This is a genomic window from Gemmatimonadota bacterium (genome assembly GCA_041390125.1).
In the GTDB taxonomy this organism is placed as follows: Bacteria; Gemmatimonadota; Gemmatimonadetes; order Longimicrobiales; family Gaopeijiaceae; genus JAGQIF01.
Window position 1 is genome coordinate 294149 of record JAWKQN010000008.1, and the last position, 16680, is coordinate 310828.

Below are 16680 nucleotides of genomic sequence, written 5' to 3' on the forward strand. Positions count from 1 at the left end.
GGGCGCCGCTCACCCCACCGGCCGGGCGCGCCGCACCAGGTCCGCGTACTCCTGCTCGCGGATGCGCGCCAACGCTTCCACACGCTCCTGGATGCCTTCGACGAGCCGCTCCAGCAACTGGAGCTGCCCCTCCGTGGGCGGCGCGTCCGCCATGGAGGCGAAGCTCATCAGGCGCGCCAGCTTGGAGTCGATGCCGGTCGGTTGCGCGATCAGATCCTGGCCGGCCCGCGCCCGGTACTGCACCAGGCGCTCCTCCAGAGGATACAGCTTGTCGTTCAGGCGCTGCAGTGCATCCACCAGCTCGCGGCGGCCGCCTGCCGTTTCGACCATCTGCTCGGCCTCGGCGCGCATGTCCCGGATCTCCTTCACCAGGTCCATGGTCTCGGTGAGCTTGTCGCGGGTGGCGATCAGGAACTCGTGCTGCGCGACCAGATCCGCGTCCGTGAAGTCGATGCGCGGGTCCCGCAGGATCTCGAACTCCTGGCGCTGCGTCCGTCCGTTGGCCACCAGCTCGACCGCGTACGTGCCTGGAGCAGCCAACGGTCCCTGCGCGCTTCCCTGGAAGACGGCGTCCTCCAGCACGCGCGCGCCGGGGTAGCGCATGTTCCAGGTCCACGTGTTGGCGCCCACCGCCGCCGGGGCGTCCTCCACCGTGCGGATGACCTCCGCTCCCTTGAGGATGCGGAGCGTCACGGGACCCGCGGGGCGTTCGCGGATCATGTACGGCACGACCACACCGCTGGGCGGGTTGGCGCCCGCCATCCTGCGCTCCCCGTAGTTGGCGACCCGGTCCGACCCGTCGCGGAAGCGGACCGTGCTGCGGGGCCTGAAGAGGTGAACGGGGTCGGCCAGCGCGCGCGCGTCCATCTGGTGCAGCAAGGCGACGTTGTCGAGGATCCAGAACGAGCGGCCGTGCGTGGCCACGGCCAGATCGCCGTCCTTGACCTGGATGTCGTGCACCGGCACCACGGGCAGCCCGTGATCGAGCGGTTGCCAGTGCCCCCCGTCGTCGAAGGACACGTAGATCGTCCGCTCGGTACCGGCGTAGAGCAGCCCGCGCTGTTCGGGATCCTCGCGGATCACCCGTGTGAAGTCGCCTTCGGCGATGCCGTTCGTGATCCGGGTCCACGTGGCCCCGTAGTCGGACGTCCGGTACAGGTAGGGCGTCTGATCGTCCAGCTTGTAGCGGGTGGCCGCCACGTAGGCGGTGGCCGGATCGTGCGGCGAGGGGTCGATGATGCTGATGAGCGCGAACTCCGGCAGGTCGGGGATGTTGACCTGCGTCCAGTTCGCACCGTTGTCCCGCGAGACGTGCACGTAGCCGTCGTCCGAACCGGCCCAGAGCACGCCGGGCCGGGCCGGCGACTCCGCGAACGCGAAGATCGTCGCGTACCACTCCGGCCCGTACGCCTCGCGCGTGATGGGGCCCCAGTACTCCCCCGGCTCCGGGTGTTCGTAGGACGGTGTCCGTTCCAGCGTGCTGGGGTCGGCCCGCGTCAGATCGGGGCTGATCACCTCCCAGGTCTGGCCCTCGTCCCGGGTCCGGTGCACGTACTGCGAGGTGATGTACAGCACGTCCGGGTCGTGCGGGGACGTCATCACGGGGAACGTCCACCAGAAGCGGTACAGCATGTCGGCCGCGCCCCACCCGTAGTAGGTCTCCGGATTGGGCGAGATGTCGCGGACCTGCTTGTTGCTGTGGTCGTAGCGCGTGAGCCAGTGATGGTCCGCCGAGTACACGATGTCCGGATGGTCCGTGCGCACGGCGATGTAGCCGTCCTCGCCTCCGCCGACCGTGAACCAGTCCTCCACCGTGACGGAGCCATAGTCGGAGCGGCTCGGCACGGAGATGCTGGTGTTGTCCTGCTGGGAGGCGTAGAGCCGGTAGGGGAAGGCGTTGTCCACCGCGACGTGATAGAGCTGCGCGGTGGGCTGGTTCATGATCGAGGACCAGGAGCGTCCCCCGTTGAACGAGACCGTGGCCCCTCCGTCGTTGCCGTTCACCATCCGCATCGGATTGTCCGGGTCGATCCACAGGTCGTGGTTGTCCCCGTGGGGCGCATCCACGGTCTCGAAGGTCTCGCCCCCGTCGGTGGACTTCCACAGTCGCACGTTCAGGACGTAGACGGTGTTGACGTCCTGCGGATCGGCCACGATGTGGTGGTAGTACCAGGGCCGCTGGGTCAGGTCGGCGTCCTCGTTGGTGCGCGTCCACGTGGCGCCCCCGTCCTCCGAGCGGAACACGCCCTTCTTGCCCAGCTCCGCGTCGATGATGGCCCACACCCGCTGCGGCTGGACGGGTGAGACCGCGATGCCGATCCGACCCTTGAGGCCGTCCGGCAGGCCGGGCCGGTCGGTGAGCTCCGTCCAGGTGTCCCCGCCGTCCGTGGACTTGAACAGCCCGGTGCCCGGACCGGCGCTGGTGAAGCCCCAGGGATAGCGCCGCAGCTCGAGCAGCGAGGCGTACAGCACGTCGGGGTTGGACGGGTCCATGATCAGGTCGATGGCACCCGTATCCTCGTCGCGGAACAGGATCTTCTGCCACGTGGCCCCGCCGTCACGCGAGCGGTACACGCCCCGATCCGGGCTCGGGCCCCAGGGGGTGCCGAGCGCGGCGACGTACACCAGGTCGGGATTGGAGGGATGCACGCGCACGCGCGCGATCTGGCTGGTGGCCTCCAGCCCCAGGTGCCGCCACGTGCGCCCCGCGTCATCGGAGCGGTACACGCCGTCCCCGATGGAGGCGTTGCCGCGGATGCAGGCCTCCCCCATCCCCACGTAGACCACGTCCGAGTTGGACGGTGCCAGCTCGATGGCACCCACCGAGCCGGTCTGGAAGAACCCGTCGGAGATGTTGGCCCAGTTGAGCCCGCCGTCCGTGGTCTTCCAGACACCGCCACCGGCGGTGCCCTGGTAGTAGGTGAAGTCGTCCGTGGGATCGCCGGCCACGGCGAGCACCCGACCTCCCCGGGTGGGCCCCACCATGCGCCAGGTCACCAGATCCAGGTAGGTGGGGTCGACCGTCTGGGCCGGTGCCGCCAGGGGAACGCCGAACAGGAGGACGACGAGCCAACACCACGACCGACCACGCATGACCATCTCCCAGCGAAGGATCCGAGGATCCGAGAACGTCCGCAGGGATGGTGCGGCCAGGGTGGAGCGTCTGCAAGAGCCGCCCGCACCGTGGGCAGGGCCGCTCGCCGACGTCAGCCTTCCTCGATTCCCCCCGTGGGCGGTGCTGCGACCGCGGCCCGGTACGCGGCGATCGCGGTGAAGTACTCCAGGCTCGCCTCGGCCGCCTTCGCCCGGGCGTCGAACGTGACCTGCTCCCGGATCTGCAGGTCCAGCAGGTCCGAGGATCCGGCGCCGAATCGTGCGCGTTCCGCTTCTTCCAGCTCGAGCGCCAGCTCGACGTTGAGCTCGGCGCGAGCCACCTGGCCCCGGGCCGCCTCCAGCGCGACCAGCGCCGTGCGCACGTCCGCGGCCACTCCGTCCTCCGCGAACTGGAGCGCCCGCCGCGCTTGCTCGAGCTTGCCCGACACCTCCTGCACCTTGCCCCGTGCCTTGCGTTGCTGCAGCGGAAGCTTGAAGGAGAGGCCAGCGCGCAGCTCGGCCGTCGGTCGGTCGGAATAGAGACGCTCGCCCCACGCCCGGGTCGTCTCCACGCTGGCATCGAGGCGAGGCAAGAGCCCATTGCGAGCCAATCCCAGCTCCGCCTCGGTGCGCTCCACGGTGAGGCGGAGCCGTTCGAGCTCGGGGCGCTGGGCGAGGGCCAGCGCCAGACCCGACTCCGCTTCGTAGACCGGTTCCGATCCGGGATCCGGAAACCCGGGCGGCAGCCGGCTCTCGGTCGGCGTCACGGGAGCTCCCTGCGGATCGCGGAAGAACAGGGAGAGCGCCACCGCAGCCGCCTGGAACGCACGCTCGGCGTCCAGGACCGCGATCTCGCGCGCCACCACCAGTCGCCGGTTGTCCACCAGCACGATCTCCGCCTGCAGCCCCGCGCCCACCAGGTCGTCGAGCGCGGCCGTCCGCTCGGTCGCCAGCCGCAGCAGGTCTCGCGCGTACTGCAGCTTCTGGCCGGCCGCGAGCCACTTGAAGTAGGCCACGGTGCCCGCACGCACGAAGTCCAGACGCTGCCGGCGCACGTAGGGCTCCGCCCCGCGCAGGTCGATCTCGGCGCGGCGGATCTCCGTACGGGCCGGATCCGTCCATCCGCCCTGCAGGACGGGAACGGACACCCCGACGGTGGCCTCTCCGTCCGCCCGCGTGCGCTGCGCGTAGTAGGCCGGAAGCTCCTCCCCTGTCGTGCGGCGGTACCCGCCGTATACGGTGGCTCCCCAGATGCCGAGGAACTGCGCCACACCTGCCTCGACGGTCGTGTACTCGTAGTAGCCGTCCGGCGTCCCCTTCGCGGAGCCGAAGAGGTCCAGGTCGAACAACCCGCGCGCCGTGCGCAGGCGACCTTCCAGCACGTCGCGTTCGATGCGGGCGCCGAGCAGCGGTGGATACGTCGCCTCGATGGAGGCCAGGACCTCCTCCAGGAGCAACGGATCGCCCGGCTCCTGGGCCAGGGTCGGCTGCGGCCCGATCACCATCACGAGCGCCAACCCGGCACTCGCTGCAGCGTAGCCGCGCCGTCGTCGCGTCGCGCCGCGCTGGACCCGCCGGCCATGGACCCGTGCGGCGCTCACGCTCCACCTCCCGTGGACCCCTGCGTCGGATCCTGTGCCAGCGACGGCGGAAAGCCGTTCAACTGGCGCCAGATCTCGTACCAGAGCGGGACCCGTCCCAGCAGCACCCATCCGTCCGTCTTGACGCCCTGCCGCAGCCAGCGCGGACCGGGCCACTCCACCACCTCGCTCCCGTCTCCCACGACGTCCGGTCGCGGTGCCACCAGCACACGGAAACGACCGGTCCCGTCGCCGGTGGGATCGATGAGCACCACCTCCCCGCCGAACGTGCCCCGCGCGACGGAGGGCCAGCCGATGAACTGCACCGCCGGCCAGCCCTCGAACTGGAGGCGCACGCGGCTCCCCTCCCGCGTCACGGTGCCGTCGGGCGCCACCTCGCGCTCCTGCACGAGCGGGATGTCGTTGCCGTCGAGCCAAAGCTCGACGCGCCGCTCACGGGTCTCCGGTACGATCGTCGCCAGTGGCTTGCCCGCGCTGAGGAACGTGCCCTCGGTGGCGTTGACGCGGAAGATGACGCCGTCGCGCGGAGATACGACCCGCAGCGAGCGTACCTCGTTGGCCTGGCTGCGATAGGACGCGAGCGATTGGGCCGCGCTCGCAGAGTCGGAGCGCGCCTGCTCGACGGAGGCCCGGGCTCCGTTCAGATCCGCGGCCCCGTCCAGCTCCGCCTTGCGGCGATCGGCCTCTGCCTGGGCCAGCGCGGCCCGGGTACGATCCCGCTCCAGCGTCGCGAGCTCGTAGTCACGCTGCGACACCAGACCCTTCCCCTGATCTTCGTACAGACTGCGCACGCGCTCGTACTGCAACTCCGCCGTTCGCGCCGCGAAGCCCGCCGCCTCCAGCCTCTGGTCGGCCGCAGCGATGGCCTCGGGAAGGGCCGCCTGCTTCTGGCGGAGCTGGTCGCGCAGATCCGCCAGCTTCTGCGTCGCCGCGTCCAGCCGGACCGCCGCCGCCTGCTGCTGCGTGTCGAGATTCGCCAGCAGCTCCGGGTCGTTGGCGGTGATCTCGAACAGGACCTCGCCCTGCCGCACCTGCTGCCCCTCGACCACGTTGGACACAAGGATCCGGCCGGAGAGGGGTGCTTCGAGCACCTGCGGGCGCTCCAGCGGATCGAACGCGACCACCTGGCCGCTGCCCCGGACGAACTGCTGCCAGGGAAGCACGAGGATCAGGATCACATACAGGACACACAGGCCGGCGGCGATGCGGCCGAAGCGTCGCACCAGCGGGGGCGACGTCGTCAACGTCAGGGCTGGGAAGTCGACCCGGTGGTCGAGCATCGGCAGGGCGTCGCTCGGAAGCTCCTCGCGGGTGGCGCCCCACAGGCCTACGACCTTGCGGCTCATCCCGTCACCCCCGTGCGCATGGGTCCGAAGGAGGCCATGTCGATGCTGCGGTCGCAGCGCTGGAGGATGGAGATGTCCCGCGATGCGACGATGAGCGTCCAACGGTTGTCGGGCGCGAAGACGAAGTCGGTGAGCTCGGAGAAGGTCTGCGGCTCCAGGTTCTCCAGGTTCTCGTCGAGCAACAACAGACGCGGCTTTCCGATGATCGCGCGGGCCAGGATCAGGCGGCTCCGCTGTGAGGACGAGAGAGGTCGGCCACCGACCATCAGCTCGGTGTCGATGCCCTCCGGGAGGCGCATGATGTCGTCGAGCAGACCCACCGCGTCGAGCGCCTCCTGCACCTCCTGTCGCGTCAGGCGCTCACGTCCGAAGCGGACGTTCTCGAGGATGGTCCCCTGCACCAGGTCCTGACCTCGTACCAGGGACACGATCCGACGCAGTGCGGACAGATCCCAGTCACGCACGTCCACGCCGTCCACCCGCACCGTTCCGCGCTGCGGAGCGCGGATGCCCATGAGGATGTCCATCACGGTCGACGTCCCGTATCCAGCGGCACCGACCAACGCCACCCGCTCTCCGGGTGCCAGCGACATGCTGACGTGGTTCAGCACGGCCCGGGTCGGGTCGTATCCGAAGGTCAGGTCGCCGATCTCGACGCGGGCACCCTCTTCCGCCGAAGGCCCTGTCGGCGTCTCGCCGCCGGCGCGCTCGATGGGCAGGTCGACCACGTATCCGATCTTGTCGACCGCGGCGAGCGCGTCATAGAACGACTCGACGTGCTTCCCCAGTGACGCCAGATTGGCCACGATCGCCGAGACGATGATCTCGGCCGCGACGAGCTGACCCAGCGTCAGCTCGGCGTTCAGCACGAGCAGGCCACCGAGGCCCAGCAGCACCGCCGACGCGACCGCCTGCAGCGCCAGCAGGCCGATGATCTGGCGGAACACGACCCGCCAGTGACGGCCCCGCGCATCCAGGTACGCCTCCGCGAGGGCGTTCGCGCGGCGTGTCGCGATGCGCGTGGCACCCGCCGTCTTGAACAGGTACGGGAACATCGCCACCTGCTCGAGCCAGGATGCCAACTCGTGCTTGGCGTACGATTCCTCCACGCTCGAGTGTACGGCCCCCCGTCCCAGCAGGGTCAGCACCGCGGCGAGGTAGGCTACCAACAGGAGATCAAAGACCAGCAGGAACGGGTGGTAGAAGCCCAGGATCACGAGCCCGACGACAGCCCCCAGCACCAGGTTCACCCCATCCAGCAGGATGAGCGCACCCGACTTCTGGACCGTGACCACGTCGAAGAACCGGTTGATCAGATCCGGTCCCAGCTTCTGGTCCAACGCCTCCATCCGGACCCGCGGGAGGCGGTAGGACAGGTCGGCGGTCAGACGGACGAAGATCCGGCGCTGGATGAGCTCCGTGACGTAGTACTGGGCCGCTTTGACGAGACCCAGGAGGCACAGGAAGCCGAACAGGCCGAGCGAGAGCAGGACCAGCGCCTGGATGTAGACGCCCTCGGCGGACCCGAACGCGAGGCTGTTGACCAGCGCATCCACCGCGAGCGGCACGGCCAGATAGAGCACCCCCGCGAAGACGGCGAACAGGACGACCGTGCCGATGTCCTGGCGTTCGGGCAGGAGCAACTGGTAGAGCCGTCGCAGCGGCGACGGCCCGTCCGCGTGGGATACGACGGGTGCGGATCCCGCACCGGATGTGGTGCGGAAGACATTGGTAGCCATGAGCGTCGCCCGAAGAATGGCGCGGGGAGGACCCGAGTCGACTGGGGGCCGGCGCAACGAGAATCCCGGTGTACCAGCAGGTCGGGGCGCATGTTCCGGGGCGCCGGCGGATCCTCGACCCGGCGGGTCCCGGTCCGGGGCCGCCGCCCCGGGGCGCTTCGGCTCCCCGGAGAGGTCACCTGCCGCCGCGGCCCGCCGCGGCTGGAACCCGGTCCGCGGGAGGGCGGACCGGAAGATCGTCCGGCGTCAGCCGCCGGCCAGCTCCCGCCGGGCGCGCTCCACCAGGCGGGCCCACGCTTCGTTCTCTCCCGGATCCCAGACGGCGTTCATCGTGGCGCGGGCGTCCGGCTCGGGGACGCCTTCGACCAGGGTGCGGTAGAGGTACACGAACGCCGAGGCGCGCATGTTCGCGAAGCAATGCACGTAGACCTTCCGTCCCTGGTTGGCCCGCATCACGTCGAAGAACATCCTCACGTCGGCGATCTGGGGATCCTCCCAGACGACCGGGATGTGCACGTACGTGAGGCCCTCCTGCGCCACCAGGAAGCCCTCACGGCCGTTCCGGGCCTCGTCGGCGATGGCCAGGTTGATCACCACGTCGTATCCGGCTTCCCGGATCAACGGGATCTGGTCGTACGCGATCTGGCCGGACGAGGCCAGACGCTCCGTCACCACCTGGTGGTTCCGCACGGTCTCCAGCGGTGCAGGCGCCTGTTGGCCTGCTGCGCGTTCCACCGGCATGCCGAATCCTCCTCCGAGGACGAGCGAGAGCGCAATCCCTCCGCGGACGTTCCCTCTCAAAAGCGCCATCGTACCCCCACGGTCGCGACCTGGGTCTCGAGCCAGTTCTCGTACAAGGCCGTGAAGCCGTCGCCTTCGACCTCACGTTGGATCCCGAAGTCGTTGAAGAGATCCGTGAACGTCAGGACCAGCTCGGCGCGCTGATCCGCCAGCGGCCACTTGCCCGACACGTCCACCGAGGAGCGCGCCCGCTCGAAGCCCTGCGGGACGTTGCGGCGGCCATAGCGGATGTAGCTCACCTGGACCTCGCCGTCGCCCGCCACCCGCAGGCGGTTGTTGAGCGTCAGGTCCCAGGTGTCCTGGCTGGAGGACGCGAGCGAGAACGGGCGCTGGGTGGGGAAGTACAGGAGCGTCTCGAGGGCGTCCACCTCGTTGGTGAACCAGTTCACGCTGCCCGAGATCAACCAGGGTCGGGCCACCTGCTGCTGCACCAGCACCTCCACACCGGTCTGATGGGAGTTGCCCGCGTTCTCGTAGATCTTGTTGACGATGTCGTAGTCCGGATCGGACGAGTCGACGGCGAAGATGCGGAGGAACGCGTCCGAGATGTCCCGGCGGTAGAGCGAGGTCGTGACCGATCCCCCGGCCCAGGAACGACCGAACCCCAGCTCGTACACGTTCGTGAGCTGGGGACGGAGGAACGGGTTGCCGACCTTCAGCAGTTCCGGATCGTCGTACTTGGGGAAGATGCGGAGCTCGGGTTCGCCGGGTCGATCGATGCGGCGGTTGTAGGCTGCGATCATCCGGTTCCGGTCGCTCAGCGCCCACGTGAGCTTCACGTTGGGGAAGAGCTCGAGGTAGTCGTAGGCGTCACTGCCCGGGTAGTAGATGTTCTCCTCGGGGATGCGGTATTCCACACCCGTCTGCTCCACCCGCAGGCCGGCCTCGAGGGTATAGCGCTCCTTGATCCGCACCAGGTTGGCATACGCCGCGTACAGGTCCTCCTCCCAGTCCGAATCGTCGCCGAGGCCCTCGTAGATGACACTCTGCACCCCGCGATCCACGGTGTAGGTGATCGGCAGCCACCGCCGCTGCAGCTTGGTGCCGAGCTCCAGGCGCCCACTGGCCAACGGCAACGTGAAGTCCACCGTCAGGGGGACGGTGTTCTCCACGGCCTCCAGGTGGGTGCCGTCGGTGCCCTCCCGTACCGCCGAGACCTCGTTCAGGAAGTACGCTTCGTCCTCCCAGCCCCGCGTGTACTGGAGGTTGATGTCCAGTTCCTGACCGGGCGTCGCGAAGGCGTGCTTGAAGTTGGCGGTGACGTTGACGAAGCCCGTGCTCTCCTTCTCCCGCCAGAACCAATAGCGCAGCCGCTCTCCGGTGGGCTCCAGCAGGAACGGCACCTGCGCGCGATCCGTATGCGTCTCGAAATCCCAGATCCCGGACAGGGTGAGCGTGTTTGCGCCGTCCAGCAACACGTCGGAGCCGCCCCGGAAGATGTAGTGCGTCTGGACGCGGTTCTCCGGCACCTGCGAATCGATGATCCGGCCGTCGTCGTAGAAGCGCGTCGTGAACTCGTTGTTGGGCAGATCGTGCTGGCGGTAGACCTCCCCGTATCCGAAGGCCCGGACCCGCTCCGTGTTGTACGCCAGGCCGAGGCTGGGGATGATCTTCTCGTTGGCGGAGTAGCTGCCCAGGTCGGTGGGGAGGTCTGCCCGCTGCTTCGTCAGCTGTCCCACACCCAGAGAGAGCCCCAGGTCCCCGGACCACCCCAGCTGACGCTCCTCCTTGTAGATGATGTTGATGATCCCGGCCATCCCCGCCGCGTCGAAGCGGGCGGATGGGTTGTTGATGATCTCGATGGCCTCGATGTTGGCCGCCGGGACGTTGTCGAGCCCGCGTTGGCTCCCGAACCCGGTGAGGCTCGACGGCTTCCCATCGATCAGCACGGCGACGCGGTCGCTGCCGCGGAGCTGGACCTTGCCTTCCTGGTCCACCGTGACACCGGGGAGATTCCGCATCGCGTCCAGCAGGGACCCCGTCGACTGCGCCGCACCGTCGGCGATCCGGTACACCTGGGTCTCCACCCCGGCAGAGCGAACCGCTTCGACCGTCACGCGCAGCTCGTCGATGCTGCCCACCGGCGCCAGGGTGACGTCCCCCAGGTCGTAGGTGAGGTTCAGCTCCGACACCAGCAGCGGGACCGCCTCGGGAAAGAGCCCCGGGAAGGACACGTGCACCGTGTAGCGCGCCGGGGCGAGCCCACGCAGCAGAAAGCGGCCGTCCTGGCCGGCCAGAACGCCCAGCACCGTGTCTCCCGCCGAAGCGCGCTCGACCACCACGGTGGCCAGCCCGACCGGAGCGCCGTCCACACCGGAGAGCACCCGACCCGCGACGGTGGCCCCGTCCTGGGCGTGGACAGCCGCCGGGATCGACAGCCCCAGCAGCACGAGCCCACCCAGCAGCGGACGGAGGGCGCGGAACGAGTGGGTGCGCGTCAGGGCGACCCCGGGGCGGGAGGGCGCGAACCGCGCGTGGCGGACGCCGTTCCGAGGCGGGACGGCAGGACGGTCGAGGGACGGGGTCGGCATGATGGTTCAGCGTGCACGATCGTAGGGGACGCCCCCCATCGAGGAGGAGGCGGCGTCCGTCCGGGCGCCAACTCCTTCATTCTAGCACACGGCGGGCCGCGCCGGGTGCCTGGGGGGCATCGAGCGGGTACCATGAGGCGCCGCCTCTCTTCCCGGAACCACGCCGAAGGCCTTCCCCATGGCATCATCGTCCCGACGGACCCGATGGACGCGGACGACCCTCCGCATCGGTCTCCTCTCGAGTCTACTCCTGCCTGTCGCCTGCTCCGACCGTCCGGAGCCCCCCCTCGCCGAGGCAGACGGCGAGCGGCGACCGCTCGAGGTGACGCAGGAGGTCGCGGTGCTGGACGGCCAGGCGCTCCGCGAGCCCATGATCGTGGAGCATCCGAGCGGGGCGCTGTTCGTGGCGGGCTACTCGCGCGCGCCCGAGGAGGCCACGGACCCGCCCAATCTGTACCGGAGCGACGACGATGGCCGCAGCTGGGCCCGCGTGGACGTCGGTCCTCCCGAGGACGGAGCGGTCGGCAACTCGGACGTCGACCTGGCGGTGGGGCCGGACAGCACGCTGTACTTCCTGACGATGGGCTTCGATCGCGCGACCGGCGCGGGCACGCACGTGGCGGTCGGGATCAGTCGCGACGCCGGCCGCAGCTGGCAGTGGCGCGAGCTTTCCCGCACCCGCTTCGACGACCGGCCCTGGATCGCGGTCGCACCGACCGGGCGCGTACACGTGATCTGGAACGATGGCGACGGCGTGCGTCATGTCACCACGGACGATGCGGGCCGCTCCTGGGAGGACCGCGGGCGGATCCACGGCGCGGGTGGATCCAGCCACCTCGCGGTGGGCCCCGGAGGGCGGGTGGCCGTTCGGATCTCCCCCGCCTCGGCGTCCGGCAACCGTCTGGACGAGGGCGTCGACTGGATCGCGGTCAGCGTGGACGACGGCGAATCGTGGACGCTACGTGCGCCACCGAGCCACGCCGAGTGGTCCGATCCGTGGGCGACACCCGCGGCGGTGCCGCGGTGGGTGGAGCCGCTGGCGTGGGGCTCCGACGGCACGCTGTACGCCCTTACGAGCCGGGGCACCGCCCTGGAGCTGAGCCGCTCCACCGACCTGGGACAATCGTGGCGGACGTCTCCGATCCTGCAGGGCTCCGAACCGGTCTACCATCCGTTGCTGGCTGCCGCTGCGGACGACCGGCTGGCGGTGTCGTGGTTCTCGGGACGGGACGAGCAGCTTCGCGCGCACGTCGGCATCGTCGATCTCGAGGACGGACATCCCTTCCTCACCGAATCGCAGCCGCTGCCCGTCGACGCGTGGCAGGGCCAGGGCGACGCGCGCACCCGCGACCCGGCCGGCGAGTACCTCCCGCTCGCGTTCCTCGCGGACGGATCGCTCGCCACGGTCCTGCCCATCCAGGCATCGGAACGCGGGGACGGCTTCACCTGGCTGCGGCTGAGCCGCTGAACGGAATCGGGGCTGCTCGTCCCGGCGCGCCGAGACCTGACAGCCCCGGAGCCCAGCGTCCCTCACGCGGCGCGGACCGACATGCTCCGCCGCTTGCCGCCGGGCTCACCACCGCGGATCTTCCCTCGGGCGCGCAGGGCGCCTCCCGTCCGCGGGAAGGACCGAGTCCACCTGAGCCCAGGCAGCACACGCCGCAGGACGCGAACCTCCTGCCCACGACAGCGGACCGAGGGCGCCAAGAGGAGGCTCGTCGTGTCCGATCGCCATCTGCCCGTTCGCCCCGACCTCGGTCAGCTGAAGCGTCAGGCCAAGGAGCTGCTTTCCGCGTTCCGGTCCCATGATCCGGGGGCGCTCGCGCAGCTCGCTGCGCTCCATCCCCACCCGCCCGACCCGGACACCACCCGGCTTTCCGACGCACAGCTCGTGCTGGCCCGCGGGTATCAGGCGAGCACGTGGCCGCACCTGGTGGACGCCGTCCGGCTGGCGAACGCCATCTGGGAAGACGACCTCGGTGCCGTGCGGGCCTTGATCGCACGACGGCCGGCGCTGCTACACGAGCCCGTGCTGCTGCGCCCCGGCAGCAGTTGGGGTCCCCCGATGAGCTATGCCGCGAACCTGGGTCGCGACGACATCATCCGCTTCCTCCGTTCGGTCGGGGCCGAAGACCTGGAGAAGGCCCTCGGCCGCGCGGCGCTGCAAGGGCAACTCGGGACGTTCGAGATGCTGTACGCCATGGCGGGACGACCCCGGGTGCCGGACGACGCGCTGGGCGGCCCGGCGTATACGCTGCGGGCAGACAGCACAGCGGCCTTGCTGGCGCTCGGCGCGCGGGTAGTGGACGAGGACGGACGTCGGCTCGCGCCCGTGGACGTCGTGCTCGAGACGGACGCACGCGCCCCGGAGGCCAAGCACGCCATCCTGGAGCTGTACGAACGTCATGGGCTGAGCCTCCCCGACACGCCCGCGATGGCGCTGCATCGTGGCCGCCTCGACCTCCTGGAGGAGCACCTTCGTCGTGATCCAGGTCTGCTCCGCCGCACGTTCGCGCACCGCGAGATCTACCCGGCGGAGATGGGATGCGGCGATCCTCTGGACGCCACTACGGGCACCCCGTTGGACGGGACCACGCTGCTCCACATGGCGATCGAGTTCGACGAGATGGAGAGCGCGCGCTGGCTGCTGGAGCGCGGCATGGATCCCGACGCCCCAGCGGCTGTCGGCCACAGCGGCTTCGGGGGATGGACGGCGCTCTTCCACACGGTGGTCTCGCAGCCGAACTACTGGATGAACCGCGGCCGTACGACCCGGGCGGCGCCGTTCGCGGACCTGCTCCTCGGCCATGGCGCGGATCCCAACGTGCGGGCGTCGCTGTGGAAGCGCCTGCACCCCGGTCACGGGGATCCGGCGCGCCACGACTACAGGGGCGTGACCCCGCTCTCCTGGGGCCGCCGCTTCCATGCTCCGATCTTCGTGAGCGAGCCGGCGCTGGAACGCATCCAGTCAGCTGGAGGCGTGGAGTGAGGACGTAACACCGGTTCCGCACCTCGCGTATGGGGCGCCATCAGCCGTGGAGCTGCCGACTCGGCCGGAGCTGGTCCGGCCCGCATCCGGAAGTGGCGCCGAGGCGGTCACGGACCTCGCGCTCCTGCGCATCCGCGGCACGGGCACTCGTTTGCTGGAGGTAGCGATGATGCGGATCCGGAGGTGGACGCTCACGTGCGCGGTCGTCGGAGCGGCGCTGTCGGTCGCCACGCCGGTGACGGCCCAGCAGGCGGGCGAGTACCAGCGCTCCAGCTCCGGCACTCGCATGCTGGAGTTCCCCAACGGCACGGCCATCCGCTTGCTCCTGGACGCATCCAATCTGGGCTCCTCCGAGCTCGAGGTGGCCGAGATCACCTTCCCGGTCGGCACGGATCCAGCGAGCGGGCACCGGCACGGAGCCACGGAGATCTTCTACGTGGTCGAAGGCGTTCTGGGGCACGTGGTCAACGACGAAGAGCATCGCCTCGAGCCCGGGATGGTGGGCGTGGTCAAGCCGGGCGACATGGTCACGCATCGGGTCCTGTCCGACGTTCCCGTCAAGGCGTTGGTGCTGTGGCTGCCGGGGGGAGAGGCGAACCGAATCGCGCCGTACGAACGCTGGACACCGATCCCGGAGCGGTGAGGCTCTCTCCTTTGGCGGCGACCCTGCCCGACCCCTGACCCCCGTCTCGCCCGCTTCTCGCCTCTCCGGGTGAACCCCTTCTCCCGGATGCGGTGCATGGCGACCTCACAGGAATGGCAGCTCGCGGGCGGCGCGGCCGAGCGCTACGCGTCCGTGCTCGTGCCCACGATCCTGGGCCCCGCGGCGGAAGCGCTCGTCCGCTGGGTAGTCCCGCGACCCGGAGAGGTCGTGCTGGACCTCGGCTGCGGAACGGGCGCGGCCACACGCGCGGCGGCCCGGGCCGTCGGCAGCGCGGGACACGTCTTCGGCGTGGACGTCCAGCCCGGGATGCTCGACGTGGCGGCGCGCACGTCGCCGATCGGGGACACGGTGGAGTGGATCGAGGGCTCCGCTCTGGCGCTCCCGCTGCCGGACCACTCGGTCACGCTCGCGCTGGGCGCTCAGGTCCTGCAGTTCCTCCCGGACCGAGCCAGCGCGCTTCGTGAGCTCAAGCGCGTGCTCCAGTCCGGGGGCCGGCTGGCGGTGAGCCTGTGGGCTCCTCGCGCCGAAAGCCCCTGGTTCGATCACCTCGTTCGAGCGGTCGAAGCGGAGATCGGCCCGGACGTCGCGGGCGGACTCGACGCAGCGTTCGCGTTGACGGACGCCGCGGAGCTCGAGTCCTTGTTGGCGAGCGCGGGACTGACGGACGTGGAGTCCACACACGCTCGTCTGGATCTGCGCATCCCGGGCGGCGCGCAGTTCGTCCGCCGCCACGTCGCGGCCACGCCCATGGCTGCGGGGTTCACCGCGGCTCCAGGCGACGTGCAGGAGGCCGTCGTGGCGCGCGTGGCGGAAGGCATGCGCGGATACGAGCGCGGCCAGGACTACGTCGTCCCTTTCACCCTGGTCCTGGGCCGCGCCCGGGGGTAGCGCTCCTCAGCGGCGCGCCAGCTCCGCCTCCACCATCTCCTTGAGCGCCTCGTAGCTGCTCCACTCCGCCAGCGGCTTCCCGGCCACCAGCACGGTGGGTGTGGATCCCACTCCCACGCTGTCGCCGAGCACGCGGTTGGCGGTGACCACGTCGGCGTGTCGGTCGCTGGCGAGGCAGCCCGCGAACGCCTCCGTGTCCAGCGCCAGTTCCTCCGCGTAGTCGTTGAATGCGTCCGCCGGGGCCGACGCGCGCAGCGCCCAGGCCTGCTGGCGCTGGAAGAGCAGATCATGATAGGGCCAGAAGGCATCCTGCTCTGCGGCGCAGCGGGCTGCACGCGCCGCCACGAAGCCGTGACGATGCCCGTCGTTGCGGGCGGCGCGCAGGTCCAGGGGGTAGTCGTGATAGGTCAAGCGCACCCTACCCGCCGGGATGAGCTCGGCCTTGAGCCCTGGCTCGACCCGCTCGTTGAAGACCTTGCAGGCGGGACAGGTGAAGTCGCTGAACACGATCACCTGCACGGTGGCGTCCGCCGGGCCCAGATCCACGCCCTGGGCGGCCGTCATCAGGGCCTCCGCATCCGGGAAGTCGAGGCCACGCACACCGGCGGTCGCCCCGGCAGCACCTCCGCCAAGCACCGACCATCCCACCCAGGCGACCCCTGCGATGGCCAACGCCGCGAGTCCGAGATAGAAGCTCCTGGGCGTCCCGCCCGTGCCGCTGCGCCGCTGCCTGCCTCGTTCCACCATCGATGGCCCCCGATCTCCGTCACGCCGTCCCGGTTCCGTTCCTGCCGCATCGTACGCGGCAACGCGGCGAAGGTGTCGCCTCCGGCGGGGGACGCTCGGACGACCTCAGGGCCTGCGCCGTCGTGTGTGGGGACGCCGACCCTGTTGCGGCGGGCCGCTTCGCTCGGTCTCTCCCCCACCGGGCCGGGTCTCTCCGCCACCGGCGGAGCGGCCGGGCGTGCCTCTCCCTGGACTCGACTTCTTCCCACGGCCCGCCGCGGGTCCCTTCCCTCGCGGGCTGG

Annotated in this window: 11 protein-coding genes; 4 read left to right on the top strand and 7 right to left on the bottom strand. The window is 70.1% G+C overall.

Features of this window, described 5'->3' with window-relative positions:
• Positions 1 to 9: 9 nt before the first annotated feature.
• From R3E98_10455 to R3E98_10480, 6 genes are all read right to left on the bottom strand, one after another.
• Entirely contained in the window at positions 10 to 3093 is a 3084-nt protein-coding gene (locus R3E98_10455; protein ID MEZ4423824.1) for a glycosyl hydrolase, read from the bottom strand.
• 113 nt (positions 3094 to 3206) lie between these two features.
• Complete coding sequence (locus R3E98_10460) at positions 3207 to 4694, bottom strand: TolC family protein (GenBank protein ID MEZ4423825.1); 1488 nt, start codon at positions 4692 to 4694, stop codon at positions 3207 to 3209.
• On the bottom strand, positions 4691 to 6040 hold the full coding sequence (locus R3E98_10465; GenBank protein ID MEZ4423826.1) for an HlyD family efflux transporter periplasmic adaptor subunit: 1350 nt from the start codon (positions 6038 to 6040) through the stop codon (positions 4691 to 4693). The genes R3E98_10460 and R3E98_10465 overlap by 4 nt, the downstream gene beginning before the upstream one ends.
• Positions 6037 to 7779, bottom strand: coding sequence for an ABC transporter ATP-binding protein (locus R3E98_10470; protein MEZ4423827.1), 1743 nt, complete (start codon positions 7777 to 7779; stop codon positions 6037 to 6039). Before R3E98_10470 ends, R3E98_10465 begins: the two co-directional genes overlap by 4 nt.
• Before the next feature lie 246 nt (positions 7780 to 8025).
• Positions 8026 to 8520: a protein tyrosine phosphatase family protein gene (locus R3E98_10475; GenBank protein MEZ4423828.1), complete on the bottom strand. Its 495-nt coding sequence runs from the start codon at positions 8518 to 8520 to the stop codon at positions 8026 to 8028.
• Positions 8521 to 8576: 56 nt separating this feature from the next.
• The gene (locus tag R3E98_10480) at positions 8577 to 11111 is read right to left on the bottom strand and encodes a TonB-dependent receptor (GenBank protein ID MEZ4423829.1); all 2535 of its coding nucleotides are present in this window, start codon (positions 11109 to 11111) and stop codon (positions 8577 to 8579) included.
• Between the two features lie 322 nt (positions 11112 to 11433).
• On the opposite strand from R3E98_10480, the gene R3E98_10485 reads away from it, so the two are divergent.
• The 4 genes from R3E98_10485 (at position 11434) to R3E98_10500 (ending at position 15652) form a co-directional block, all read left to right on the top strand.
• A complete protein-coding gene (locus R3E98_10485) occupies positions 11434 to 12579 on the top strand; it encodes a sialidase family protein (protein MEZ4423830.1) in 1146 nt (381 codons plus the stop codon).
• A 252-nt stretch (positions 12580 to 12831) separates the two neighbouring features.
• A complete protein-coding gene (locus R3E98_10490; protein MEZ4423831.1) occupies positions 12832 to 14100 on the top strand; it encodes an ankyrin repeat domain-containing protein in 1269 nt (422 codons plus the stop codon).
• Between the two features lie 46 nt (positions 14101 to 14146).
• A complete protein-coding gene (locus tag R3E98_10495; GenBank protein ID MEZ4423832.1) occupies positions 14147 to 14743 on the top strand; it encodes a cupin domain-containing protein in 597 nt (198 codons plus the stop codon).
• Positions 14744 to 14839: 96 nt separating this feature from the next.
• On the top strand, positions 14840 to 15652 hold the full coding sequence (locus R3E98_10500) for a methyltransferase domain-containing protein (GenBank protein MEZ4423833.1): 813 nt from the start codon (positions 14840 to 14842) through the stop codon (positions 15650 to 15652).
• 6 nt (positions 15653 to 15658) lie between these two features.
• On the opposite strand, the gene R3E98_10505 is transcribed toward R3E98_10500, so the two are convergent.
• A complete protein-coding gene (locus R3E98_10505; GenBank protein MEZ4423834.1) occupies positions 15659 to 16399 on the bottom strand; it encodes a thioredoxin domain-containing protein in 741 nt (246 codons plus the stop codon).
• Between the last annotated feature and the right edge of the window lie 281 nt (positions 16400 to 16680).

Coding starts and splice junctions, on each gene's coding strand:
- R3E98_10470 (MEZ4423827.1), bottom strand. CDS start 7,779: ATGGCTACCAATGTCTTCCGCACCACATCCGGTGCGGGATCCGCACCC.
- R3E98_10500 (MEZ4423833.1), top strand. CDS start 14,840: ATGGCGACCTCACAGGAATGGCAGCTCGCGGGCGGCGCGGCCGAGCGC.
- R3E98_10455 (MEZ4423824.1), bottom strand. CDS start 3,093: ATGCGTGGTCGGTCGTGGTGTTGGCTCGTCGTCCTCCTGTTCGGCGTT.
- R3E98_10465 (MEZ4423826.1), bottom strand. CDS start 6,040: ATGAGCCGCAAGGTCGTAGGCCTGTGGGGCGCCACCCGCGAGGAGCTT.
- R3E98_10480 (MEZ4423829.1), bottom strand. CDS start 11,111: ATGCCGACCCCGTCCCTCGACCGTCCTGCCGTCCCGCCTCGGAACGGC.
- R3E98_10505 (MEZ4423834.1), bottom strand. CDS start 16,399: ATGGTGGAACGAGGCAGGCAGCGGCGCAGCGGCACGGGCGGGACGCCC.
- R3E98_10475 (MEZ4423828.1), bottom strand. CDS start 8,520: ATGCCGGTGGAACGCGCAGCAGGCCAACAGGCGCCTGCACCGCTGGAG.